This window comes from Segnochrobactrum spirostomi (genome assembly GCF_009600605.1).
GTDB lineage: Bacteria > Pseudomonadota > Alphaproteobacteria > Rhizobiales > Segnochrobactraceae > Segnochrobactrum > Segnochrobactrum spirostomi.
Window position 1 is genome coordinate 3,371,984 of the sequence record NZ_VWNA01000001.1, and the last position, 25,344, is coordinate 3,397,327.

General features: G+C 64.7%; 16 protein-coding genes. 4 read left to right on the top strand and 12 right to left on the bottom strand.

Features of this window, described 5'->3' with window-relative positions; all coding sequences use genetic code 11:
- Positions 1 to 57 precede the first annotated feature (57 nt).
- The 6 genes from F0357_RS15260 to F0357_RS15285 form a co-directional block, all read right to left on the bottom strand.
- On the bottom strand, positions 58 to 3,207 hold the full coding sequence (locus F0357_RS15260; RefSeq protein WP_153483721.1) for a glycosyltransferase: 3,150 nt from the start codon (positions 3,205 to 3,207) through the stop codon (positions 58 to 60).
- Positions 3,204 to 7,889, bottom strand: coding sequence for a glycosyltransferase (locus F0357_RS24185; RefSeq protein WP_208948358.1), 4,686 nt, complete (start codon positions 7,887 to 7,889; stop codon positions 3,204 to 3,206). Before F0357_RS24185 ends, F0357_RS15260 begins: the two co-directional genes overlap by 4 nt.
- Before the next feature lie 115 nt (positions 7,890 to 8,004).
- Entirely contained in the window at positions 8,005 to 9,264 is a 1,260-nt protein-coding gene (locus F0357_RS15270; protein ID WP_153483732.1) for an FkbM family methyltransferase, read from the bottom strand.
- Positions 9,265 to 9,266: 2 nt separating this feature from the next.
- Positions 9,267 to 10,370, bottom strand: coding sequence for a glycosyltransferase family 4 protein (locus F0357_RS15275; RefSeq protein WP_208948359.1), 1,104 nt, complete (start codon positions 10,368 to 10,370; stop codon positions 9,267 to 9,269).
- 128 nt (positions 10,371 to 10,498) lie between these two features.
- A complete protein-coding gene (locus tag F0357_RS15280) occupies positions 10,499 to 11,587 on the bottom strand; it encodes a glycosyltransferase family 4 protein (RefSeq protein ID WP_153483739.1) in 1,089 nt (362 codons plus the stop codon).
- A 21-nt stretch (positions 11,588 to 11,608) separates the two neighbouring features.
- The gene (locus tag F0357_RS15285; protein WP_208948360.1) at positions 11,609 to 12,787 is read right to left on the bottom strand and encodes a glycosyltransferase family 4 protein; all 1,179 of its coding nucleotides are present in this window, start codon (positions 12,785 to 12,787) and stop codon (positions 11,609 to 11,611) included.
- 758 nt (positions 12,788 to 13,545) lie between these two features.
- Here F0357_RS15285 and F0357_RS25245 point away from each other — a divergent pair.
- The gene (locus tag F0357_RS25245; RefSeq protein ID WP_208948361.1) at positions 13,546 to 15,186 is read left to right on the top strand and encodes an extensin-like domain-containing protein; all 1,641 of its coding nucleotides are present in this window, start codon (positions 13,546 to 13,548) and stop codon (positions 15,184 to 15,186) included.
- Positions 15,187 to 15,290: 104 nt separating this feature from the next.
- Here F0357_RS25245 and budA read toward each other — a convergent pair whose 3' ends face one another.
- Together budA and alsS are read right to left on the bottom strand one after the other, a co-directional pair.
- Complete coding sequence (budA, locus tag F0357_RS15295; RefSeq protein ID WP_153483754.1) at positions 15,291 to 16,121, bottom strand: acetolactate decarboxylase; 831 nt, start codon at positions 16,119 to 16,121, stop codon at positions 15,291 to 15,293.
- A 35-nt stretch (positions 16,122 to 16,156) separates the two neighbouring features.
- Positions 16,157 to 17,812: an acetolactate synthase AlsS gene (gene alsS, locus F0357_RS15300; protein WP_246161479.1), complete on the bottom strand. Its 1,656-nt coding sequence runs from the start codon at positions 17,810 to 17,812 to the stop codon at positions 16,157 to 16,159.
- Between the two features lie 271 nt (positions 17,813 to 18,083).
- Here alsS and murI point away from each other — a divergent pair, with 271 nt between their 5' ends.
- The 3 genes from murI to F0357_RS15315 all read left to right on the top strand — a co-directional run bounded on the left by murI (position 18,084) and on the right by F0357_RS15315 (position 20,906).
- Positions 18,084 to 19,010, top strand: coding sequence for a glutamate racemase (gene murI / locus F0357_RS15305; protein WP_153483759.1), 927 nt, complete (start codon positions 18,084 to 18,086; stop codon positions 19,008 to 19,010).
- A 167-nt stretch (positions 19,011 to 19,177) separates the two neighbouring features.
- Positions 19,178 to 19,795 carry a 30S ribosomal protein S4 gene (rpsD, locus tag F0357_RS15310; RefSeq protein ID WP_153483762.1) on the top strand — a complete coding sequence of 206 codons (618 nt, stop codon included), beginning with the start codon at positions 19,178 to 19,180 and terminating at the stop codon, positions 19,793 to 19,795.
- 130 nt (positions 19,796 to 19,925) lie between these two features.
- Positions 19,926 to 20,906, top strand: coding sequence for an alpha/beta hydrolase family protein (locus F0357_RS15315; protein WP_153483766.1), 981 nt, complete (start codon positions 19,926 to 19,928; stop codon positions 20,904 to 20,906).
- A gap of 27 nt (positions 20,907 to 20,933) precedes the next feature.
- Here F0357_RS15315 and F0357_RS15320 read toward each other — a convergent pair whose 3' ends face one another.
- From F0357_RS15320 to purL, 4 genes are all read right to left on the bottom strand, one after another.
- A complete protein-coding gene (locus tag F0357_RS15320; protein ID WP_153483770.1) occupies positions 20,934 to 22,193 on the bottom strand; it encodes an MFS transporter in 1,260 nt (419 codons plus the stop codon).
- A gap of 229 nt (positions 22,194 to 22,422) precedes the next feature.
- Complete coding sequence (gene grxD, locus F0357_RS15325; protein ID WP_153483780.1) at positions 22,423 to 22,758, bottom strand: Grx4 family monothiol glutaredoxin; 336 nt, start codon at positions 22,756 to 22,758, stop codon at positions 22,423 to 22,425.
- A 29-nt stretch (positions 22,759 to 22,787) separates the two neighbouring features.
- Positions 22,788 to 23,024: a BolA family protein gene (locus tag F0357_RS15330; RefSeq protein ID WP_153483783.1), complete on the bottom strand. Its 237-nt coding sequence runs from the start codon at positions 23,022 to 23,024 to the stop codon at positions 22,788 to 22,790.
- 67 nt (positions 23,025 to 23,091) lie between these two features.
- Positions 23,092 to 25,299, bottom strand: a complete 2,208-nt coding sequence (gene purL, locus F0357_RS15335) for a phosphoribosylformylglycinamidine synthase subunit PurL (RefSeq protein ID WP_153483792.1) — start codon at positions 25,297 to 25,299, stop codon at positions 23,092 to 23,094.
- Positions 25,300 to 25,344: the final 45 nt, after the last annotated feature.

Below are 25,344 nucleotides of genomic sequence, written 5' to 3' on the forward strand. Positions count from 1 at the left end.
GCTGCGTAGCCATATCCGCCGATATCGTCAATGGCGGGCCACTGACGGCGCGCGCGCTCAGATGGAGGACTCTGAGGGTGCGTCTTCTGATCGGCTCATCTGCGAGATCGCCGCGACCCGCGCTTCGGCGATCGCGCGCACCGCCGCTGGGCCGTAATGCTCGCGCACGAACGCCGCACCCGCCGCCGCGCGTTGGCGGCGCAATTCGTCGTTCCGATAGACGGTCTGGAAGGCCTCGACGGCGGAGCCGAGATCGGGCTCCGCCCAGACCTGTCCCGCCGGCCAGACATATTCGTCGGCTGTGACGGGCCGCAGGGTGTAGGACACCGGGAACGCCGTTTCCTCGGTGACGAAGTCCGCATTGCCGGAAAAGGCGGTCGCAATCACAGGCCGCCCGAAATACATCGCTTCTGCCATGCCGAAGCCGAAACCCTCGGCGCGATGCAATGAAACGTAGCAATCGCAGGCGTTGATGAGGCCGTGAATCTCCCGGCGCGACATCCGCGTATCGAGGATGCGGATGCGGGGATCGGCATCTGCGGCGGCCAGCATCGACCGCTTGATGTCGGGATAGTGGTCCGGCGCACCGGTCGATTTGACGATGAGGCCGACCCGTTCCGCGGCATCGGGGAACGCCTGCTGGAAGGCGGCGATGACGGCCTCGGGGTTCTTTCGGGTCGGGAACGAATAATAGTCGAAGCTGAACAGGAAATAGAACCGGCCGTCTTCGAGCCCGAATTCGGCACGGGGAGGCAGGTCGGTCGCTTCGGGCTCGACGCACGGCGGCACGACGATGATCGGACCGGAGAAAATTTCGCGGAAGGCATCCGCGACATAGGTGTTGGGCGCCCAGATCTCCCGGACCTTGGAGAGCATGGGCTTCCAAACCGCCGGCGCGGCCGGCAACTCCCAGTAGGTCCGCAGCACGACATAGGTGTCGGCGAGAAGCCTATGATCGAGAGTGTCGTAGACGACCGGCACTTGATCGGTGGCGATTTCGAGGACCGTCACCCCGTAGGCACTCGTGGTGTCGTACGTTTCCGGCATGAACGCGCCGATCAGGCGGCTCTCGACACCCTCGAGGAAGGGATAAACGCCGAAGGGCTTGGTGCCCGTCGAATAGGCTCGGACGAGGCCGCGCAAGGATTCCCCGAGGCCGAGACCGGCTTCGACATAGCCGAGAAAGAGCACGCCGTGCTTTTCGACGATCGCTCCGGGCCGGCCGATCGATCGCGGCGCACGATCGCCACCGCCGCCGATCTTGGTGAAGCGGGCGGGCAACCGCTTGCGCAGGAAGGTCTTGATGCGGCGTGACGTCTTGCCGACGGCGTGGCGCACGCCGAAGCGTTCGAGATCATCCGCGAACCGGGCTGCGAGGTCAGACGCGCGACGAAGCTGGCGTGCGACCATGGCGTTACGGCCGACCGCGTTGTCAAAGCGCGCCGTCGTCGTCTGCGGCAGCGGGTCGGCGGACGCCTCGCCGCGCGACTGCGTGGCTTCGAGGGCTTCGCGCAGGGCGAACATCGCGTGCCGCCAGGTGAAGTGCTGGCGCACATGGAGGACGCCCGCTTCGGACAGGCGCTTGCGCGCGTCAGGCGCCAGATTGATGGACACCTCGAGACGGTCTGCCAGATCCGCCGCATCCGGGATCCATCGGGCCCGCAGCGGATCCGTCGTCTCGGGGTCGATCGCGCCGCGGATCGCGAGCCCGCCCGGTGGAAGGAGCTCCGCCCATTCCGGATGGTCTGGGATCAGGGCGGGTGTGCCGCACGCCATCGACTCGACGGCGCCCGTCATGGCAACGCCGCCGCGTCCTGTCCACACCGTGACGTCGACGCTGCGCAGCAGCCTGGCGCGGACCTCCTCGTCGAGCGGCTCTTCAGGCTCGACCACGATCAGGCCGAGGTCTGGCCATTCGCGCACAAGATGGCCTTCCCACGACCATTCGAGCTTCGCCTTTTGCCCAATCACGTCCGGAACGATCCCGCCGATCATCAGCAGGCGGGCTGTCGGATCACGCCCGACGATCCGCCGCCACGCCGACAGAAGGGCCACGAGCCCGTCATTGCCGGGATCGGTGCGGAACCAGGCGATGACCGGACCCTCGCCCGCGCTTTCGGCAGGGCCCCAAGGGTGGAAGATGTCCGGCTCGACCGCGACCGGTATGTAGCGCACATCCGCGAAACCGGCTCTGCGCAGCGTCTCGACGCCCCACGCCGAGTTCATGAACACGGTCTGGGGCTGGCCGGCCCAAAGCTGCCAATGCGGTGGCGGCGCGCCGGCGGGCGACGTGACGAGAAAAGGCGCGTCGGAGGTCGCGACCGTGCCGACCGCGAGTCTCGGCCGCAACGGATCCACGAGGCCGTGATGGCGCAAATAGGTGTGGAAGCGGCGCTCGATCCCGGCGAGCCCGTCGGCGAAGCGTTCGTCCGGGCGGCGGTGGTCGATGCCGAAGCCTTGGTAGCGGCTCGCGAAGAGCTTTCGGTTCTTGGTCTGGTAGGCGAGCTTCATCGGGCTCGGTTCGACCGCGAAGGAGGAACTCGCGAAGTGCTCGATCTGCGAATGCGGAAGGTAGGCGCAGGAATAGCCGGCGCGTCCGAGCCGGAAGCAGAAATCGGCGTCCTCGTGGTAGAACCCGTATTCGTCGTCCAGGAACCCGATTTCTTCGAGGACGCTGAGGCGAACGAGGACGAAGGTCAGCTCACAGAAATCGGCCTCGATCCGTGTCGCCCGGAACGGCGGTGCGGTGAAGTCGTGGTGGAAGAGCAGCGTTTCGAGTTGCCAATGGACGCGATAGGCGATGTGCCGCTCGTCCGTGACCTCGTTCACGATGATCTGCGTCGGGGCGACGATGCCGAGCTTCGGGTCGCGCAGCATCTCCGCGAGCATCTCGCGCGCGACGTCGGTCGTGAACGTGATGTCGTTGTTGCCGACGAAGAGAAATTCCGCCCCCCGCTCCCGGCCGATCTTCGCGCCGAGATTGCAGGCCTGGGTGTAGGTCAGCCGTTCGCCCGCCTGATGCAGCGTGACGCCCGCCTCGGCGCAGACCTCCGCCGTGTCGTCTGTGCTCGCCTGATCGATCACGACCACAAGCTCGGGAGGCACGCGCAGCGTCGGCAGCATGCGCTTCAGGAGCCGTCCGCCGTTGACGGAGGGCAGTGCGATTAGGGATTTCGCGAGTGCCTCTTCGATCCGAGCTTCGGTCACGTGGGTGTTCCCGGATGGCGTGAGGCCTTACGAAGCGCCTGGATTTCGGCGAGCCGTGATGCGATGCGGCGACCGGCGGCCACGACGGAGAGACGCTCGCCGGCGTCGGCCTTCGCCCGCGCGCCGAGGTCCCGTGCGAATGCCCTGTCCTCGAACAGGCGCCGCATCAGTGCGGCGGCATGGTCTTCGGAGGGTTCTGCCCACTGATAATCCGCCTCGTAGGGCGGGATCTCCTCGCCGAGGGTCACCAGGCGGTAATCGACGAGAAGGCTGTTGTCCGGCGTCATGAATTCCATGTTGCCCGAATAGCCGGTGGCGATCACCGGCTTTCCGAGAAGCATCGCCTCCGCCATAGTCAACCCCAGCCCCTCGCTTCGGTGCAGCGAGACATAGACGTCGCAGACGTCCGTCAGCGCCAGCACGTCCTCCGGCGAATAGATCTCGTCGATGATCGTGATCCGGGACCCTTGCGCCGCGTCGCGCAGTGCGGCGATCTGATCCGGATAACGCTGACCGAAAGATGTCTTGATAACGAGGCGAGCCGGCTCTGGTTCCGTGAACGCGCGCCTGAAGGCGCGGATGAGCCCGAGAGGGTTCTTCCGCTCCATCACGCTCATCATGTGGAACGTGAAGAGGAAGACGAACTCCTCCTCGGGCACGCCGAAATGGCTGCGCGGGCGGGCGTGGAACGGCGCCAGCGAGACGCCGGGGAATTCAGTGCGGACGGGCAGATCGAGGCGCTCGCGCAGGCCCTTGGCGACGAACTCGCTCGCCGCCCAAACCTCGTCGGCCGTCTCGGCCTGTTCGCGCCAGCTCGCCGGGATGGTGTCGAACTCCCAATACCAATAGGCGATGCGATAGGTGCGGGGACGTCGTTCGGAGAGATCGGCGCGGAGATAGGCGGCGTCGAACAGCGGCTCCGGCTGGAGATGAATGATCGTGGTGTCATAGATTTCGAGGCCGCTGACGAGTTCGTGTCCGGGATCGTCGTTCGGCTGGGTGCGCGCGTCGCGGAGCGAGACGCCGGCACCGACCGCCGCCAATCCTTCGGCGATGCTCTCGGCCGAGACCCTGAGGCCCGACGGATAGCGGAAATGGGCGATCATGTTCGCGCCGGGCCGAGCGAGCTCCACCGCGACGGCGCCGAGATCGAGAGTTCCGAGCCAGCCCCGCGCCCAGGGAGCAAGAGCGTTCTGCTCCAGAAGCCAGGCGAGGAACGCCCTTGCCGCCGCCTCGTCCGCGAGGGCGTCGGGGTGGAGGTCCCGCCAGCGCTGGTGAGCGACGTAGCCGACCCGGATCTGATCGGACGCGGAGCCCGGCAGCGGCCACCGGCTCGGATCGATCCAGGCACCGTCCACGTGGAAGGCGGCGGCGAACCAGCGCGCGAAGCGCTCCGCGCCGAACCGGCTCATGGCGTCGGGGAAACTCGCCTGCCATGCGGGCGTGACCAGATAAGCCCAGACGAGTTCCTGCTCCGGGCGTTCCGCGGCGGACCAAAGGAGCCACCAGATTTCCTCGAGCCGGAGGTTCTCCTCGCGGCGGCCGTCGCGCAGGAACCATCGCAGAATCTCGCGGCGACCGGCCGGCGTCAGCCCGTGCGGCCAGCGCGCGCGGACGTCTTCGCGCCACAGGAAGGCTCGCCTCGCCCGCCCGCCGATCCTGCCCGCGAAGAGATCGCGCAGCGTCGTCCCGATCGTCTCGGGAAGGCCGAACAATGCCGGTCCCTCGGCGATCAGCCACGTCGCGAACGGTCCCTCGATCCCGTCCGACAAGGCGGTGGGGAAACGGGTGCGGATATCCGCCCGGCAGCGCAGCAGGTCGAGACACCAGCGTGCGGCACTCCAGACATCGACCACCTTGTGGGCCGCCTGGGGCCACCACAACACCGCCTCGCGCGGCAAGTCCGCCGCGGCGAGACACTCGCCGTCGTCCCAGAGGTCGAGGGCGTGGGAGGGTAGGACGAATGTGCCGGTCGTGGCCACGTTGCGCTGCAGCGCCTCGTAGGCCCCGATCCCGCCCGACGCGCGAGGCCGCGGGTTGGGCGAGGTCCCGTCGAGTTCTGGATGGAGATATGGGTCGCCATCGAGCCCGAACCGCCGGATATCGTCTGCGAGACGGGTCAGATCGGCGGGCGGATTGGTGTGGCCGCGCGTCGCGCCCTCGTGGTGGATCAAAGCTGCCGCCGGCGCATATGCCGTCCGATAACCGGCGCGCCAAGCGGCCATGCACAAGGCGACGTCGCTCATCGCCAGCTGATAGGCTTCATCGAAGCCACCCACCGCGTCGAAAGCCTCGCGCGTCACCATCTGGCACGCGCCCATGATGGCGAGCCAGTTGCGCGGGTGATCCGAAGACCCGAACACGCCCCAACCAGCGCTTTCGCTCCCCTGGTAGATGAGCGAGGCGAGATTGGGTCCGATCACGACGCCGCCGTGTTGAGGTTCGCGCGACGGATAAAGCAGCTTGGTGCCGACTACGCCCACTCCCGGCCGCAGCGCGAAACGCACCATTTCGGTGAGCCAGTCGGGTGTGACGATCTCAATGTCGTTGTTCAGGAAAAGTAGGATCTGCCCCGTCGCGGCCGCCGCGCCGTCGTTGCAGGCCGCGGAATAATTGAAGGGGCGACGATAATCGATGAAGACAACGCGCGGATCGCGGCGGAGCTCGCCGTAGAGCACATGCGTCGCTTCATCGCCGGAGCCCGTATCGACGATGACCACCTCGATGTTCGGATAATCGGTGTTGTCGAGGATACCTTTCGTCACCACGCGGAGAAGGTGGGCCTTGTCTTTCGTCGGGATGATGATCGAAACGCGGGGAGGGCGCTCCAAGGGCCACGTCACCGCCTGTGTTCCATCACTCATCGTCTCAGCGCGCGCGGCGAGGCCGCGGCGCTGCCAATAGGTCTCGATCGTCCGACGTGCGTCCGCTGCCGCCGCCGAGTCGGGCGATGGGCGATCGCCGGCGTCTCCAGGGCGTCGCCGACAGAGGATGGCGGGGATGCGTGAGATCGCTTGCGCGACGTCGCTCGCCCGCAGGTTCATGTCCCATTCGGCTGCACTTGCCGCATTCTCGTCAAACCCGCCGAGGCGGAGGATCAGGTTCCTGTCCAGAAGCGTGAGGCGGCCGAAATAGTTGAACGTCGTCAGCAATTCAGGCGACCACGAGGGCTTCAGAAAGGGGGCCGCCGTGACGCCGTCTGCAGTAGTCGTCTCTTCGTCGCCATAGCCGATCTCGAACGCGCCGATGGCGAGCCGGGCGGCGATGGCCTTCAAGGCCCCATCCGCAATTTGGTCCCCAGCTCGAACCACCACGATATAGGCGCCGCGCGCTGCGAGCAGAGCATCGTTCAAGCCGACCGGACCAAGACTCGGTCCTGCGTAGCGGATCTCGCAACACGGGCCGGCCAAACGGACGAGCTCGTGGGCTTCGAGTCCGGGGCCTGATACGAGCACTTCGGTGCGCAGGGCGGTCTGCTGACGCAGGGACCGCACCGTAACGGCCGCCGCCGCGTGATCCCCCTCGGTCAGCAGGAGAAAGCTGAGGATGGGCCGGGTGGAGCCCGGATGAGTTGCCTTCACCTCGCCCTCCACGAAGGCAAGGGATGCGGCGATGGAGCGTTCGCTGGTCGTCTCCACGACCTGGAAAGATTGCGCTTGGCGCAGCGCTGCTCGGCGCTGCCGAAGGCGAGCCGGGAGCCTCCACGGGGTGGCCAGCCACCAAGCCGCTTTCAGTGCACGCTTGATCAGTTGCCGCTGCCCCGGAGATATCGCGCTCGACGCGCGCCGGAGGACCGCGAGCACCCGCCAACTGGTCGAGTTGAGGATCGCTTGGCGCTCGCGCTCCTGCAACTCCAACTGTGAACGCAAAGCGGCGTTCTCAAGCCGGTAACGTTCAGCCTCTCCCTGTTGGCGGTCGAAGTCCGCCCTGAGGTCTATCAGACGCTGCCGCGCCTCAGATGCATCTTCACTGGCGTTCGCACCGACCGCATTGGCCTTAACTTGGAGGGCGTCGCCTTGCACGGTGTCTTTCCGTGCCGCCGCTTCGATGGCGGCTTGGAGCGTCCCATGTTCGGTGGAGACATAGATTCGGCTCGGCCCCGTAGCGCGGGCGAGCCGATAGCCGACGGGCCTGATCGGTTCCCCGCCGGCTTCGGGCTCTCCGTCGTGCTGCTCGACGACGACGATGGCTGGCCGCGTGCTGACTTCCACGGCGCCGAGAACGCGCAGGCTGGCATCGAGGCCGGGACGGAGATGCAGGAGGTGAACGATCTGCCCTCCTGCGACATCGTGCAGAAGAGCGCTGTCCAGTTGGTTGTTGGGCCCGTCCAGGGAGATGTCCACCCCGCGCCAACCTTCGGCCAGGAGGAGGTCGAGCAGACCGGATGGCGCGCCCCCACCCAGGCGAACATAGAAGCCGGAGCCCCCGAACGCGGTAGCGATGGCGGACGAGACCTCATCGGGCGCTGAGTTCACGGAACGGGTTCGCTCGCCTTTCGACATGTCCACTTTCTTTTGGGGAAAGCAGGTCAAGGGCCCGCATTTCCGCAGCCGGAGCCTCGACGCAGGGGGAGGGGCTGCGCTGAACGATCGATCGTGTCCTAGCATTGCCGGGGCGAAGCTGTCGAGGCGAGCGCTTCCAGCGGCCCGCGAGCCACGGCCACGGAGCCCCTCAATCCTCAAGGCGAACTCACGCTACGCCCGGAGCCCCCTACTATCATTCGAAATAGCACTCACATTCGACGTGTCCGTAGTCTGATTTTTTTATACATTCAACACCACGAAGACAAGTAGAACTCTAATTAGGTATGGCTATGTAATCTATCTGCTTATCATTGTGCCTATATAGAACAAAAACATCATAATCCTCAGCGGCGAGAAAATCTTTTGCTTGTTGAAAAGTCACCCCGTGCGCCTGAGAGAGATTTTCCTCCCATTCAAATACAACAAGCGGCCGGCAGCGGCGTATCGTTTCGATTGCGCCAAATATAACATGCGCATCACTTCCCTGACAGTCTATTTTTATAATTCCAACATCGCTAAGTGAAAACGAATCCACTGTTCTTGCTGAAATTTTATTGATACCTGACCCCTCATCGGAAAAAACGAGGCCGCCAGTATTGTTAACACTGCTAAACGCGAGCTCAAGTGGGAGTTCTTGATCGATAGATACCTCTTGCTCTTCCGGCCTTGCCAAAGAAAGTTCGGTCTCTCGAGAATAAAGTGCTGTATTGTGCGGTCGAATTTTGGCTCTGGGTCTGATAGCGGCATTAGCGCAAAGATAGGTATAGTTCTCAAAATTCGGCTCGAAAGCATGGACCTGTGCGAAGTATTTAGCCATTGCGCATGTAATTGTGCCAAAGTGGGCGCCTGCATCAATGGCGACGGTCCCGCGCTTAGCCCCCGCCTTGAGCCAAGGAATAAGATGAGAGTCCCAGGTACCGTGCTCTAGTACCTCGTTCGTAATCAAGTCGCCCCTCTTCATGACGACGGGACCGAATGGTGTCCTGCAACAGATTGCATTGCCTATCGGGAATGCGGACGCAGCCTCACCCTCAGTTACAATTTCGCCCAGCTGCGGATCTCGCCCCTCATGAAGCGCCTCAAGTTGTGCGATGCGAAAATCGGAGCGTTGAATCTCCCCGCGCATACTTTCAATGACTGCTTCCAGCGCGCGAAGCTGGCGTGCATACTCCTCTGACGGAGGCGCCTCGTAGCGCGGAAGGGCTTCGACGTGCTGAACGCGAGCCTCCAACTCTCGGAGCAGCATGTCGGCCGCTTCGATCGAAGATTGTAAATCACCTTGGACGCGGGCCTGTGCGAGTATTTCGGCGCGAAAGGCCCTTAGACGCCCGCTTAAGCGCTCAAGATCGACGTCCGCGCGTGGAGTGTTCTGTACAACAACTTCTCGCACCCAGTCGAGTGTGATATAATGATAGGATCTAATAAAGGGCCATAAAATGCGCCTCACGGCGCCTACTATCAAGGGAGCACGCTTTGATTTGATCCCCTCAACGCGCAACCTGTACTGAATGGATCCGAGATCGATTTTCGACATGTTCAATTTCTCCAAATCCTGAGCATTGCCAACATCGCGTCCTGCGCTTGCAAGGGACTTATAGTCTGGGCTCGGCAAGGCAAAGTCTGGAGTAGCTGCTCGATCTTGTTCACCCAAAGGTCAGCATTATAGCGCCTTATGATGTTTTGCGATATCGCGCGGCGCCAAGCTAGCCGCTCGCCAGCAGGCATGGTCAAAAGACACTGGACTGCGCCGGCTAGCGCCTCAACTGAGCGTTCGATCTTGATAGACTCGTTGCTAGTCAACCACTCAGCCGCACCAATTTGGGCCGTGATAATCGGCACACACCCTGCTGCCGCAGCTTCAAAGGGGACCAGGCCAAGGGGTTCGCGTTCCCATGTCGGAAACAGAAGGGCGTCGTATTGTGCGAAGAGAGCTATCATTTCTGAGCGGCTCTTTGCGCCTAAGTAGCGGATATAATCTGATAAGCCAGCCGCGTGAACACGCTGTATAAGCTCTGCTGTCTGGCCGGCGCCGTAGACATCAATTACGAAGTTGTCGTCGCCGCAGGCGAGCAGATGCTTCACTGCGCCAAGGAGTATCCAAATTCCCTTGTGTGGCGCAATGCGGGATGAATATACTAATTTAAGGGGTCCCTCCCGTAGTTCAATCTGGTCGGGAGCGGCGCTCTTCGGCACCCATCCTGGCACAAAGAGAGGATCGGAAAATCTCGCAGCCAGCGCATTCTCGGCTTCTTCCAAGACGAGACGGCTGACCACGATCGGTCGGACCGTTTGCAAGGCACGCCTTACGCTAAATAGCCGATAGAATGTATCTCGTAAGTGCTCTCTTCCTGAAAGTTCTTGTATGAAATTATCCCCTAGATATATGGAGGGCTGAAACCCTATGGAACATAGAAATACAATAACACCAAGAGACCCAAGCCCGTTTATATTGCACAGAAGAATCTGATCGGGATTGAATTCTTCAATAATAATTCTGAGGTTGGATATATTATTAAACTGAATGATCTCAGAGCGAAAGAGACGCTCCTCTCGACCGCCGTGGTCAATTGAGAGACCTGTGTAGTTTAGATTTCGGTGAACTCGCACGGACGTAGCTGGAAGCTCCGCGTGGTAGTTCACGAGAGGGGATGTCGCGACCTCAACCTGATGGCCCTTGTGAGTCAACCTCTCTGCTAACTCCCAAGCGACGAGTTCGTACCCGCCGATAATCTCGGGCGGAAATAGATTCGAGATCAATAGGATGCGCATTATTTTCGCTTTGCGACCTGAAGGGCTTCAATGATGCGAATATAATTCCGGCCGAACTGGGTTAGCCCATATTCGGCGATAACATCAGTGCGAACTTGCTCCGGCGTCGCGTCGAACAGTTCATCGGCCAGATGTAACTCGAGCATCCTCGATAGTTCGGTCGACGTCCGATATGATTTGCACCCGCAGACCTTCGCGAGCTCAGGTAAGGCGCCGGCCTGGCTAACTACGACCGGGGTTCCAACGCACATCGCTTCTAGGGGGGCGAGGGAAAGTAGCTCCGGCTTCGCGTAGAATGTTCCAGTATACCCTACGTGCACTCCCGTATGCAGAAGTAAGCCTGCCCGGCTTATTGTTTCGATCATTTCCTCGTCGTTTAGATCTGTTGCGAATTTAACATTCTTCCCCACACTGCATTGAATGAGATGGTGAAAATACGCCTTATCGTAGTTCCTTCCAATAATTGTCAATTCGGCGGCCGCTGGTAGAGCTGCAATGGCGTGTTCGTAGCCTTTGTGGGGCAATATTCGCCCGAGAGCGACGATCTTCGAATTATTGCGACGTGATCTATTTATTGAAAACAAGCTCTCATCAATTGGGCCGAATATAACGTGACAGGGAACACGTAGGCTGCTAAACGTCGATTTAGCAAAATTGGATTGGGCATGGAAGGCATCGAAAACATTGGCGATGGCGGGAAAGTGCTCCAGATGCCTCTCCTCGCCGCCCCCATGATCGGTTCCAAGCACGATGGCACCGGCCATCCGCGCGCGCGCGGCTACGAAGATTCCCCAAGGCGTCAGGCATTGATGGATATGAACGACGTCATATTCGGAGAGGAGCCCATCTAGCGCGTCGCCTGCGCACGATGGCCAGTCGGTGGGGTTTCCCGGGCAAATCACCATGTCACTCTGAGCGCCGCGTTCGATTCTGGCTTGGTGGTGCCCAAACGACAGAACGTCGCACCTAATGCTATCGCCATTGAGGTGGTGACGCACGGCGCCGCATATATAATCTACATAGCGTTCACCTCCGCCGATTACGGAATTGTCGCTGAAAAATGTAGGTGTTGCTTGAAGAATTCGCATGATTTAATAATTCGCTCGTAGTTAATATAGTGAACTTAGGCTGCGTTTTGAATGTTTTTGAGTGCCGATCATATTGCTCTGTGGGCGCTCTAAGCGATTCAAAATAGATTGGATTGCATTCATCTTCAGTGAGAATGTTGCCTCAAGATTGAACTGGTTGGCGGTGCTTCGTGAGATGTTCAAGTGGTCGGTCTCTTGAAGCGCGCGATCAATAGCTGCATCTACCGCATTCTCATCAGTGTTGTCCACCAAGTGGCAACCGGGAAGATTGCCGAAGAGAGAACGCGCCTCTCGTGTGTCTGTCGTAACGACGGGTGTTCCGCAGGAGAGGGCCTCCACAATCGGGATTCCAAATGCTTCGTAATCAGATAGCAGAAGAAATAGCTGTGACGATGCGTAGAGTTCAATAAGCTTCTGTTTGTCGATATATCCGGCGCGGAGAATCCGGGCTTCTTGCGAAGTCGGAATCGAAACGTGTTCTGAGTTCTTACCCGCAAGTACCGCACTGTGGAGCTTGCTTCGGCTAAAGAGGCGATCTATAGCCGCAAGGCTCAGGTCTGTGCGTTTTCTCTTCTCGTTGAAATCAGCCACAATCAGTATTTGGCTTTTTCGCGTATCCGTAGACGGGCAAAATTCCGCAGTATTGACTCCAATTGGAATGTATTTTGCCTTCGCGCCTGGGGCGAGATCTGTAATGGTCTCAAGCTCGGCGGGCGAATCGCAGCAAATAAGCGACGCTGCCTCCAGCATCCGTACGAAACTCCCTTCTAGTGCCCAATAACGGTCAGAGTTTGGCATCGTCCACGCCGGTTGAGTGTGCGGGGTGTAAATAATGGGCACGCGAGAGTTGCAGGCGTCGACAATCTCATGGTTTAAAGTTGCGTTGGCCCAGCTTACAGCCTCAACGAGCTGCCAGTAACCCGAGTTCAGGTGGGTCGATGCCCATGCGTTTCCTGGATCTGGCCCGCCGTCCCACGCGAATGGAGCGCTAGGTAGAAATGGCAATCCGTTATCTTGGCAAAAGGTGCGCGCTATTCTATAGTTATACGGATTATCATTGTCTATGCATATCGCGAAATCGAAGTGATTTCTAGCATATTTTATCCATTCAAATATTGCTGTGCCTGTTCCGGAGTAAAGTTGACTTGATGAGGCGAGGACAAATAGATAGCGTGGCTTATGGATGATTTTTGAATTCATGGATAATATACTCTTCATGTGTGAATGCGGCTGTATTTTCTTCATCCCGTGAAATAAAGGGTATTAGAGAGAATTCATCTTGCATCGTACCCTTGTGGCTATCGTTGCGTCACCTCTGGTGTCGTTGCGAGGTAGAACGCTAAGGAGAAACACTGCTTCCTTTCCATATTAGGCTTGAAATGTGAAAATTATGTTATTTTCCTTTTTCTTATGTATTTATTGGGTGTGGTGCCTCCGGGATGGCATTGGTGTTTGTATTTAATCGCTCTTTGGAGTTAATTCTGGTGATTTGTGTTTCTGTGTATTAAGTAATTGTGTTTTTTGAATTTTCGACGCGGCGGTGGCCTGGTAGATCTTGTTGTCGGGTGTTGGGATTTTGGTATGCTAGCTAGCGGTGGCGTGCAGGTGGCGTTGCGGGCAACGACGTAATTCTGTACTACGCGGCGGATCCGATCCAGGGATGCTAAGGTGCCTTGTCAGCTCTCAGCGCACGCGGCGAACCTGTATCGATGGGCTGTCACCTTCTGGGGGCCAGACTGGCCGAACCCGAGGCGCAGTAGGGAACCTCGCTGTAGTGACATTCCTAGCAGATCCAGGTCTCGTGCAGCATGGCAGCAGAGGTGTCTTCGGGTTTGGGATCATATGGCGTTCGGCGCTTGTTGTTAGTGGCGGTGATTTGGGGGGGACAGCCCGCCCTCACCCCATCCCCCGCCCTCGCGCAGACGGCGGGGGAGGGTGTCAGCATTGCGGTCAGTATCGTGCCGCAGGGGCAGGTGACGGGGCCGGCGCCGACGACGCTCATTCTGCCGCCGCTGCCCGATGCGCCCCATCAGGGGAAGTCGGCCAAAGGCGACCGCACCGCACCGAAGCCGTCGGCCTCGAGCCTCGCGGCCGCGCCCGATCCGGCCCAGGCCGCGGCGATGGCGGCGGCGAAGGCTGCGCTCGCGACCGAACTCGGCCGCCGCTTCGGTGCGCTCCCGGGCTTCGCGGCGGAAGGCTATGCACCCTCGGGCGTCGCCCTGATTCCGCCGCCCGATGTCGCTGCCGGCAACGCCGCAGCCGCCGCGGCGGGGGCCGGCGGCGCACCGGGGACTCAGCCGGGCGCAGCGGGCTCGGGAGGGCCGGGGGCGGCGGCCTCAGACGCGGCGGAAGGTGGCGTGGCGCGCGTCGGATCGGGTGCGGTGCCCGGCGCCGCAGGGCCGAATGGCGCCACCGGGCTCGCCGGCCCGGTCGCCGTGCCGGCGCCGAAGCCGGGGGTGCGCACCGCCAGCCTGACGACGACCGGCCCGGACGCCGCTGCGACCGCCACGGGCCTCGGCGGCGCCGGACTTGCCGGCTCGGCCGCCACCGGCTCGGGGTCCGCTGGTGCGATCGGCGGGCCCGTCGCGCTGCCGCGGCCCGATCCGCGGCCTGCCACGACCGCGTCTGCCGCCGCCGCTGCGCCTCCCGCTGCGGACACTTCCGAGGATGCCCCGGATGCGGGCGCCACGTTCCTCGGCCTCGCCCTGCCGGCACGCAAGCCCGTGATGACCGCGAACGCCTCGGCGACCGCCGCCGACGATGACGACGATTCCCCCGCGGATCTCGAGGGCAAGCCCGCGCCGGGGCAGCGCCTCAGCCTGCCCGAGCCGCGGCCGGAGCCGGACACGGAGGCCGCGAACCCGGTGATGCTCGCCTCGATCAACCCGAAAGGCGCGACGAGCCCGAAGGATTGGAACACGCCAAGCGTGCCGCGACCGTTGAGTTCCAAGGTGCCGCCCTATGCGGCGCCGCCCCTCGTCGAAAGTACCCTCGGGCTCGCGCCCGCCTGCGCCGCCCTGGTGCGGCGGGGGCTCGCCGAGATGAAGTTCGATCCCGATCTGCCGAAGGCCGGCGCCTGCGGCGTCACCGAGGCGACCAAGCTCAGCGCCTTCCGTGCACCGGACGGCCATGTGGTGACCTTGGACCCGCCGGCGGAGGTGCGCTGCGAGGTCGCCGTCGCGGTGGTGAACTGGATGCGCGACGACATGTCGGGCGCCGTCGCCAAGCTCGGTGCGCCGCTCCAGAGCGTCAAGATCGCAGATTCCTATAGCTGCCGGCCGCGCAACCGGGTGCGTGGGGCGAAGCTCAGCGAGCACGCCAAGGGCGGTGCGGTCGACGTCAGCGGCTTCGTGCTGGCCGACGGGCGCACCTTCACGACCAAGGGCCACGATCTGCCGATGGCGTTCCGCGTCACCATGCGCGACACCGCCTGCGCCCGCTTCATGACGGTGCTGGGTCCGGGCTCGGATGGCTATCATGAGAACCACATCCATGTGGACCTCGAGCACCGGACCCGTGTCTCGACCTACTGCCATTGGGTGATCGACGACGCGCCGGTCGCGCTGCGCGGCACCAAGGTGCGCCGCGTCCGTCTCTGAGCAAAGCGGGGGCGCCCCGGCTTCAGCAGCCGAAGACCGCACACGGACCGATGGCCCGTCCGCCCCGGAAGGGGCGCGAAGGCCCTCGGCCCCTGCATCGGGCCTCAGTGGGCGCGTTCGGCCTTGTCGAGCGCGGCGGTGGTGTCGCCGGACAGATCGGCGGCGAGGAAGGCGGCCGTCTCGGGGATCGCGACGCGGAAATCGTCGATGTGTTCGAGCGCGACCGTCAGCCCCTCGGCGGTGCAATCGAGCACATGGCCGCCGTGCTTGCGGTCGTCGCTGATGAAGTGGAGATGCCAGCCCGGAATGCCGAATCCCTTGGCGAAAGCGGGCGTCCAGAAGCCGAGCAGGGTGCCGTCGATGTCGGTGTGGGTGAACTCGGCCTGATGGCCGGTCGCCTCGACAAGGGATTCGTGCGCGTCGGCCTTGCAGGCGATGCGGACATGCAGGCGCGCGAAGCGGCCGCGGATGAGCGCGGCGAAGAAGAGATTGTCCGTGCCGCGCCGGGCGTCGAGATCCGCGGTGAGAGCCTTGAAGGACGCGAAGGGCGGCAGCGCCGCCGTCGCGTCCGGCGAGAAGTGGGTGACGATCGCGAAGGGCACCTGCTCACGGTCGTCGGGGATGCGGATCGTGCCGTCGCTGCGCATCTGGTAGACCTCGCCATCGAGCACGATCATCTCCCCGTCGAGGTCGATGAAGGTGCCGAGGCCGAAATCACCGTGCTCGCGCAGCGTACCCACCGAGACGACGCCGCCGAACACGCCCTCGACGAGGGCGCCGGAGGTCGAGACCTGGAACAGGGTTCCGTGCTCGACCTGAAGGCTGTCGGCGAGGGCGCGGGAGACGAGGTGGGACACGCTTTCCCCCGTCTCCTCGGATTTGCGCTGGAGCGCGGTCCACAGCGATTGGGAAATCTCGCAAGTCAGGGTCGGCATGATCCGGTCTCCGCAGGCGCGTCCGCGCCCTCCGTTCAGGCGATGACGCCCTGGTGCATGGCGCGGCCGAGGTCGGCGTTGAAGCGGTAATCGACGGGGATGTCGATCAGCACCGGGCCGGGGGTTTCCATCGCGCGGCGCAGCGTCGGCAGGAACTCGTCGGCGCTGCGGACGGCGAAGCCGGTGGCACCGAAGGCTTCGGCATATTTCACGGTGTCGACGGGGCCGAAATCCACGCCGGCGGTCTCGCCGTATTTCAGGCCCTCCTGGAAGGCGACCATGTTGTAGGTGCCGTCCCGCCAGATCATGTGGACGAAGTTGCACTTGAGGCGCACGGCGGTCTCGAGCTCCTGGGCGGAGAACAGGAAGCCGCCGTCTCCGGAGACGGAGAGCACCTTGTCGTTCGGCCGGGCCAGGCACGCCGCGATCGCCCAAGGGAGGCCGACGCCGAGCGTCTGCTGACCGTTCGAGACGAGGATCTGCTCGGGTCGGAAGGAATAAAGATAGCGCGAGTGCCAGATGTAGAACGAGCCCATGTCGAGGGCGAGCGTGACGTCGTCCGAGAGGACCGTCTGCAGGTCGGCGATGATGCGCAGCGGATGCAGCGGCGTGCCGCCGTGGCCGGCGCCGCGGGCGCGAACCTCCTCGAGCTCTTGGCGGGCTTGGCGAAGCGCCGGGTGGGCATCGCGCCGCAACTGGGGCGGCAGGGCGGCCGAGAGGGCGGCGATCGTCGCGGCGATGTCGCCCTGGAGCTCGATCGTCGGGCGATAATCCCGGTCGATCGACGCGAGGACGTGGTCGATGTGGACGATCGGCCGGGTCTTGCCGGCATTCCACAAGTCCGGATCGTACTCGATCGGGTTGTAGCCGACGGTGATGACGAGGTCGGCGGCGTCGAGCACGACGTCGGACGGCTGGTTGTGGAACAGGCCGATGCGGCCCGCGAAGCAATCGAGCAGTGCACGGGGAACCACGCCGGCGCCCTGATAGGTGCACACGGTCGGGATCGGATGGGCGGCGAGGAGGGTGCGCACCGCGCTTGCGTTCGCCGGGCGGCTCGCATCCATGCCGAGGACGAGAACCGGAAGCTGGGCCTTGGCGATCAGCGCGGCTGCGGCGGCGACGGCTTCGGCGGGCGCGGGCCCAAAGGTCGGCACGCCGACCGGCGTCAGCACCACGTCCGAGGCCGGGCCGTTCATCACGTCGGTCGGCAGGCTGACATAGGCGGCACCGCGGCGGCCCGATTCGGCGGCACGGAAGGCGTTGGCGACCACCTCGCCGATCACCTCCTGGGTCTCGACCTCCGCCGAATAGCGGGTGACGGGGCGGAACAGGCTGACCGAATCGAGGCTCTGGTGGGTCTGCTTCAGAAGTTCGTGGCGCGGTACGGTGCCGGCGAAGCCGACGACCGGCATGCCTTCGGAGTTGGCGGTGGCGAAGCCGGTGACGAGGTTGGTCGCGCCCGGTCCGGAGGTGACCAGGCAGACCCCGGCTTTGCCGGTCATCTTGCCGATCCCGGCGGCGATGAAGGCGGCATTCTGCTCATGGCGGCAGACCACCGTCTCGATGGCGGAGCCCTTCAGGCATTCGAACACGCGGTCGATCTTTGCGCCGGGCACACCGAAGACGTGACGCACGCCTTGCGCCTTCAGATTCCGGACGAGGACGTCGGCCCCCACAATATCGCTCATCGTCTGCTCCATGCCTGACCCGACAACAGCGCGAGCACACCGGCCATCCATAGCCTGCTTCGTCGCCCGTTAGCATCGCTACACTAGTGGTAGCATCTGGCAATGGCAGCTTTTTGTAGGCTCCACTTTTTGATATTCGGTCTTTTATGTACCGTCTTGGTGCGTTTCCGCACCAAGACGGATGGAACGCGTCACGATGAGGGGGCGCCCTTCGGGGGATCGGCTGCCGTTCGGCGTGACGCGCGGGCGGTAACGCGCTATCGCTTCGGTCATGTCCGCCCCGTCGCCCCGAAAAGATCCGATCGTCCTCGTCTTCGATTCCGGCATCGGCGGTCTGTCCGTGCAGGGCGAGATCGCCGCCCGGCTGCCTGAGGCCGAGACTGTGTTCGTCGCCGACGATGCCGGATTCCCCTACGGCGCCTGGGACGAGGCGGCGCTGACGGCCCGCGTCGCGGCCTTGATGATCCGCCTCGTCGCGGCGATCACGCCCGACATCGTCGTCATCGCCTGCAACACAGCCTCGACCTTGGTGCTGCCGACCCTGCGGGCCGCGCTCGCGGTGCCGGTCGTCGGCACCGTACCGGCGATCAAGCCGGCGGCGGAGCGCACCAAGAGCGGCCTCGTGAGCGTGCTCGCGACGCCTGGGACCGTCGCCCGGGATTATACCCGTGCCCTGATCGAGAAACACGCCCACGGCGTGGAGGTGACGCTTGTCGGCTCGCGCCGGCTCGCGGCGCTCGCGGAGGCGCGCCTGCGCGGTCTTGGCATCGACGAGGCGGCGATCGCCGAGGAAATCGCGCCCTGCTTCGTCGAGCACGACCGCCGCCGGACCGACGCGGTCGTGCTCGCCTGCACGCATTATCCCTTCCTTGCCGACGTCTTCGCCCGGCTCGCTCCGTGGCCGGTGACGTGGATCGACCCGTCGCCGGCGATCGCCCGGCGCACCGTCGAGGTGCTCGGGCTCGCCCCGGCGTCGCCCGCCGTCGCCGATCCCATTGCAGAGGGCTTGCGGCCCGGCCGGGCGATCTTCACCTCCGGCCACCGTCCGGAGCCTGCGCTCGAAATGGCCCTGGCGCGCCGCCATCTGGCTTGGGACGAGGGGCAGACCTTGGGCGGAGCCTTCGCCGCGGCCGTAGCCCACGACCCCCTGCGCACCGAGCGCGCCTTTGCCCTTGCGCCGGGCGGCCGATTGCTGTAGCACGCCGCGATCCGGTTTCCACGCGGCTGTCGCTGCGGGGAAGGCCGTTGACGCACCCGTGGAACCCCGAGCGAAGCGCTTTTGCCGGGGACCTGTCGGCCGAACCGCTTGCCGGTTCGCGCAGAGGAGGGCGCGTTTCCAGCGAAGCTCTTATTTGGAAACTGCGAATGTCCAAGCGCCATAGCGCCAAGCACAAGATCGATCGCCGTCTTGGCGAGAATATCTGGGGTCGTCCGAAGAGCCCCGTGAACCGCCGTGAATACGGCCCCGGCCAGCACGGCCAGCGCCGCAAGGGCAAGCTCTCCGACTTCGGCGTGCAGCTGCGCGCCAAGCAGAAGCTCAAGGGCTATTACGGCAACATCTCCGAGAAGCAGTTCTATGCGGTCTACGAGGAAGCCTCGCGCCAGCGCGGTGACACCTCGGAGCGCCTGATCGGCCTGCTCGAGAGCCGTCTCGACGCCCTCGTCTATCGCGCCAAGTTCGTGCCGACCGTGTTCGCCGCCCGTCAGTTCGTGAGCCACGGCCACGTCAAGGTGAACGGCAAGCGCGTCAACATCGGCTCCTACCGCGTCCGTCCGGGCGACGTCGTCGAGGTTCGTGAGAAGTCGCGCGAGATGGCGCTTGTGCTCGAGGCCGTGCAGTCTGGCGAGCGCGACGTGCCGGATTATCTCGAGGTCGATCAGAACAAGCTGACCGCCAAGTTCGTCCGCGTTCCGGCCCTCGGCGATGTGCCGTACCCGGTGCAGATGGAGCCGAACCTGGTCGTCGAGTTCTACTCGCGCTGATCGGTTCGATCGTTCGAATGGAAAAGGCCGCCGGGGTCCCCCTCGGCGGCCTTTTCGTTTCCCGACCTTCCGTTCTCCCCGATGCCTGGGCTAAGCAGACGTCGGCTGGGAGCACGGGAGAGGGAACACGATGCGGCTTCGCAATTTCTGGCTCGCGGCGGTGTTGAGTTGCACCACGAGCCTCGCCCACGCCGCCGGCCTCAAGGTCTTTCAGATTCCTGCGGACGCCGAAGGCCCGGCTATCAAGGTCGCCGAATGGTCGCCCTGCGCCGTGCCGGCGGGGACCGTGACCCTCGGCCCGTTCGCGCTTCCCGCGGTGCGCGATTGCCCGGTCGCGGGCGACAAACTGCCGCTCATCGTCGTCTCCCACGGGTTCGGCGGCACCAGCCTCGTGCATCACGACACCGCCGAGGTGCTCGCCGATGCGGGCTTCATCGTGGTCGCCCTCAATCATCCGGACGACACCGCTTCGAATCCCGACAAGGAGCGTTCGCTCGCTGCGCTGGCGAGCCGGCCGACCGACATCAAGCGGCTGATCGATTACATGCTGCACAAGGCCCCCGACGCGGCCAAGATCGATCCCGAGCGCATCGGCTTCTTCGGCTTTTCACGGGGCGGCTATACCGGTCTTGGGCTCGCCGGCGCGTCGCCGGACCTGCCGGCGCTCAAGGCGCGCTGCGGCGACCCGACCGGGGCACAGTGCGGGCGGATCGACCCTTCGTGGGCGCCGCCGGCGCCGTCCCTCCACGAGCCCCGCATCAAGGCCTACGTGATCGCCGATCCGCTGAGCAGCGTCTTCCCGACCAAGGAGACCTTGCAGGGCGTCTCGGCGCCGATCGCTCTCTGGGGATCTGAATTCGGCGGCGACGGTGTCGCGCCTGCGGATGTCGCCCGGGTCGCCGCCGATCTGCCGGGGCACCCCGCGCTCCACGTCGTACCCGGGGCGAACCATTTCGCATTCCTGACGGTCTGCCCGCCGGAGCTCGCCAAGGCGGCGCCGGAGATCTGCGCCGATCCGCCGGGCTTCGACCGCGCCGCGTTCCACAAGGCCTTCGACGCCGAGGTGGTCGCCTTCTTCAAGACGCAACTTGCGCCGAAGCCGGCCGACTGACCGGGCTAGGTGCTGTGTGCCCGGCGTTCACCGCGCAGGGCGGGCCTTCTCCATCTCGTCCCGGGCCGTGATCGCGTCGCGGGCGCTGTCGAGGGCGTAGAGCCCCAACGCAAGGAGGCCGGCGCCGAAGCCGACCTCGGCGGTGAGCCGCCAGCCGCCGGTCGCGAAGGTGTAGCTCGCGAGCGCCGAGCCGATCGCGCCGCCGGTGAAGAACAGCGCCATGAAGATGCCGTTGAGGCGCCCGCGCATGTGGGCGCCGATGGAGAATAGGGCGCGTTGGCTCGGGATCAGGTGGCCGGAAATCCCCATGTCGATCAGAACCGCCGCCGCGCCGAGCAGCACCACGGACCCGGCGTGGGCGGCGTAGAGCGCCAGCGGGAAGGCGAGGGCGACCGCGGCGATCGAGGCGATCGAGATCGCGTTGCTCCAGCCGCGGTCGGCGGCGCGGCCGGCGAACGGCGCGGCGATGGCGCCGGCCGCCCCGACGAGGGCGAACAGGCCGATGCCGCCCTGGCCAAGCCCGAAGGCGGGGCTCGCGAGGAGCAGCGGCACCGCGGTCCAGAACAGGCTGAAGCAGCCGAACAGCAGCGAATGATAGCGGGCGCGGCGGCGCAGCACGCGGGTGTCGCGCAAGGTCGGCCACAGCGATTTCAGGACGCGGGCATAGCTCGTGCCCGGATGCGGCGCGCGGCGGCGCAGCGTGACGGCGAGCAGGCCCCACAAAGCCGCGAGCGCGACCGCCGCGCACAGGAACACGGCGCGCCAGCCCGCCGCGGCGGCGACGAAACTCGCCATCGGCCGCGCCAGCATGATGCCGAACATGAGCCCGCTCATGACGTTGCCGACGACGCGGCCGCGGGTCGCCTCGGGGGCGAAATGCGCCGCATAGGGCACGATCGTCTGCACCGCGACCGAGGTGACGCCGACGAGGGCGGCGGCGAACAGGAAGATGTGGGCGGTCGGCGCGACGGCGAGCGCCGAAACGGCCACCACGCTGAGCGCGAGGAGGGTGAGGATCAGCCGCTTGTTCTCGACGATGTCGCCGAGCGGCACGACGAACAGGAGCCCGAGGCCGTAGCCGATCTGGGTCAGGGTGACGATCAGGCCGGCCTGTTCGTCGCTGACGTGGAGCGCCGCGCTGATCGGGGCGATCAGCGGCTGGGAATAATAGAGGTTGGAGGCGATCAGCCCGCAGGCGAGCGCCAGGACGAAGGTGAGCCCACCGGAAATGGGATGCGGCGCCTCCGGGCCGGACGGGGCCGCGGATGCGTTCTGAACGCCTGTCATGTCATGTCTCGCGTGCGCTTCGACGGGGGGAGGCCGTCGCCAGCGCGTCCGAGGGATCGAACCAGATCGATGGAGGCATATCTGCGCGCCAGCGGCCGTTCAAGCCAGAGGCGCGGCCGTCACGCTTGCGTGACGGTGGTCGGCGCCGCCACGGGCGGCCGCCAAATGGAGACGCCCTGCGGGCCGGTCGGCCGCGCAGGGCGCTGAAACGGTCGGGAGGCGAGGCGCGTTACGCGGCGTCGCGGACCGGAACGCCCTTCTCCTTCAGGAAGTCCTGAAGCTCGCCCGCCTGGAACATCTCGCGGACGATGTCGCAGCCGCCGAGGAACTCGCCCTTGACGTAGAGCTGCGGGATGGTCGGCCAGTTGGAATAATCCTTGATGCCCTGGCGCAGCTCGACCGACTCGAGCACGTTGATGCCCTTATAGGGCACGCCGAGATAATCGAGGATCTGGACGACCTGGCCCGAGAAGCCGCACTGCGGGAAGCTCGGCGAGCCCTTCATGAAGAGCACCACGTCGGTGCCCTTGATCTCGCCGTCGATGAAGTCGTGGATCGTGCTCATGTCGCGAAATCCTTGATGCCGCCGGCCGCTCAAGCGTCCGGTGCCGACGTCTGCAACGCGAGGGCATGGAGCTGACCGCCCATGTTGCCCCGCAGCGCCTCGTAGACCATCTGGTGCTGCTGCACCCTGCTCTTGCCCTTGAAGGCTGACGACACGACGACGGCGGCATAATGGTCGCCGTCTCCCGCGAGATCGCGGATCTCGATCCGGGCGTCCGGAAGAGCCGCCTTGATCAGAGTTTCGATCTCGTGCGCATCCATCGCCATCGGTCGAGCGTCCTCCAGAATGTGGGGCCGGCGGCCTTGCCCGAGACCTTCGTCTCAGGCCCTTGCCTCAGGCCGCGCCGGGCGCGCCCATGAAGCGCGGGAACCAATCTTCATGCCGGCCGACGAGCTTTTCAACCGATATGGAGAGCGCACCGTCGACGATCAACGCCTCGCCGCCGGTTTCGCCGAGCCGGACGACCGGAACGCCGGCTTTCGCGGCATCCGCCTCGATCGCCGCGGCCTGATCGGCGCCGACCGTGACCACATAGCGGGCCTGATCCTCGGCGAAGAGGGCGACGTGGGCGGGACCGGGCACGGCGACGCGGGCGCCGATTCGGCCGGCCATCGCCATTTCGGCGAGCGCGATCGCGAGGCCGCCGTCCGAGATGTCGTGGCAGGCGGTGAGGCGGCGCGCGCCGATGAGGCCGCGGACGAAATCGCCGTTGCGCTTCTCGATCGCGAGATCGACCGGCGGCGGCGGACCATCCTCGCGGCCGAGCACGTCGCGCAGATAGATCGACTGGCCGAGGTGGCTGCCGTGGCCGCCGACGAGGAGAACCGTCTCGCCCGCCGCCTTGAAGGCGATGCCGAGCGCGACGTCCACGTCGTCGATGAGGCCGACGCCGCCGATCGCGGGCGTCGGCAGGATCGCCTCGCCGAGGGTCTCGTTGTAGAGCGACACGTTGCCGGAGACGATCGGGAAGTCGAGGGCGCGGGCCGCGGCGCCGATGCCTTCGATGCAGCCGACGAACTCGCCCATGATCTCCGGGCGCTCGGGATTGCCGAAATTGAGGTTGTCGGTGAGCGCGATCGGGGTGGCGCCGACGGCGCTCAGGTTGCGCCACGCCTCGGCCACGGCCTGGGCTCCGCCCTGGACGGGATCGGCGCGGCAATAACGCGGCGTCACGTCGACGCTCATCGCGAGGCCCTTGTTGGTGCCGTCGACGCGGATGACGCCGGCGTCGCCGCCCGGGCGGATCGCGGTGTTGCCCTGGATGAGGTGGTCGTATTGCTCCCACACCCAGCGGCGCGAGGCGAGATCGGGGGAGCCGACGAGGTCGAGCAGAGTCGCGCCGAGATCGGCCGGCGCCGGCACGGCCTCGGCCGGCAGCGGCGCGGGCGCCGGACGACGCACCCAGGGGCGGTCATATTCGGGCGCCATGTCGCCGAGCTCCTTGATCGGGAGATCGGCCATCACCTCGCCCTGGTGGCGGACGATGAAGCGCAGCGTGTCGGTGGTGTGGCCGATCACCGCGAAATCGAGGCCCCACTTCACAAAGATCGCCTTGGCCTCAGCCTCGAGCTCGGGGTGCAGCACCATGAGCATGCGCTCCTGGCTCTCCGAGAGCATCATCTCGTAGGCGGTCATGCCCTCCTCGCGGCAGGGCACCTTGTCGAGGTCGAGCTCGACGCCGAGGTCGCCCTTGGCGCCCATTTCGACCGCCGAGCAGGTGAGGCCGGCCGCGCCCATGTCCTGGATCGCGATGACGGCGCCCGAGGCCATCAGTTCGAGGCACGCTTCGAGCAGCAGCTTCTCCGAGAACGGGTCGCCGACCTGCACGGTCGGGCGCTTCTCCTCCGAGCCCTCGTCGAACTCCGCCGAGGCCATCGTGGCGCCGTGGATGCCGTCGCGGCCGGTCTTGGAACCAAGATAGACGATCGGCATGCCGACGCCCGAGGCGGCGGACAGGAAGATGCCGTCCGTGCGCGCGAGGCCGACGGCCATCGCGTTGACGAGGCAGTTGCCGTTGTAGCGGCGGTCGAAATTGACCTCGCCGCCGACGGTCGGCACGCCGAACGAATTGCCGTAGCCGCCGACGCCGGCGACCACGCCGGACACGATGTGGCGGGTCTTCGGATGGTCGGGCTCGCCGAAGCGCAGGGCGTTCAGCGCCGCGACAGGCCGTGCGCCCATGGTGAAGACGTCGCGCAGGATGCCGCCGACGCCCGTCGTCGCGCCCTGATAGGGCTCGATGTAGGACGGGTGGTTGTGGCTCTCCATCTTGAAGACCACCGCGAGCCCGTCACCGATGTCGACGACGCCGGCGTTCTCGCCCGGCCCCTGGATCACCCGCGGCCCCTTGGTCGGCAGGGTGCGCAACCATTTCTTCGAGGATTTGTAGGAACAATGCTCGTTCCACATCGCCGAGAAGATGCCGAGCTCGGTCAGCGTCGGCTCACGACCGACGAGGTCGAGGATGCGCTGATATTCGTCCGGCTTGAGACCATGCTCGGCCACGAGCTCGGGGGTGATCGCGATGTCGTTGGGGATCATGGGGCGGAGGGTCCTGGAGCTCACCGTCGGCCGCGTCCTCAACGA